Here is a 642-nt window from a genome sequence, read left to right as displayed (position 1 = left end):
CCGCTGCGATCAAACTCGACGAGGTCACCAAGAGCTTCGACGGCAAGGTACTGGCCGTCGACGGGGTCACCCTGGACATTGCCGCCGGCGAGTTCTTCTCCCTGCTGGGGCCGTCGGGCTGCGGCAAGTCGACCCTGCTGCGGGCGCTGAACCGCATCTACAACCTCTATCCCGGGCACCGGGCCGAGGGGCAGATCATCCTCGACGGCAAGGACATCCTGGCGCGCGGCGCCGACATCGCCGGGTTGCGCACCAAGGTCGGCATGGTGTTCCAGAAGCCGACGCCGTTCCCGATGTCGATCTACGACAACATCGCGTTCGGTGTGAAACTGTTCGAGCGCCTGTCGCGCTCCGAGATGGACGACCGCGTGGAATGGGCACTGACCAAGGCCGCGCTGTGGAACGAAGTGAAGGACAAGCTCAACCAGTCGGGCTACGGCCTGTCGGGCGGTCAGCAGCAGCGTCTGTGTATCGCGCGTGCCATCGCCGTCTCGCCCGACGTCCTGCTCATGGACGAGCCGTGCTCGGCGCTCGACCCGATCGCGACCGCGCGCATCGAGGATCTGATCGACGAGCTCAAGCAGAACTACGCGATCGCGATCGTCACGCACTCGATGCAGCAGGCCGCGCGCGTCTCGCAGC

General features: G+C 65.9%; 1 protein-coding gene. It reads left to right on the top strand.

What is annotated here, in order from left to right:
* A partial coding sequence (locus tag D1614_RS24145) for a phosphate ABC transporter ATP-binding protein (protein WP_206610166.1) occupies nucleotides 1–642 on the top strand: 642 nt, incomplete at both ends.

Origin of the sequence: Maribellus luteus (genome assembly GCF_003576475.1) — a bacterium.
GTDB classification, from domain to species: domain Bacteria; phylum Bacteroidota; class Bacteroidia; order Bacteroidales; family Prolixibacteraceae; genus Draconibacterium; species Draconibacterium luteum.
This window is presented reverse-complemented; position numbering and strand designations above follow the sequence as displayed.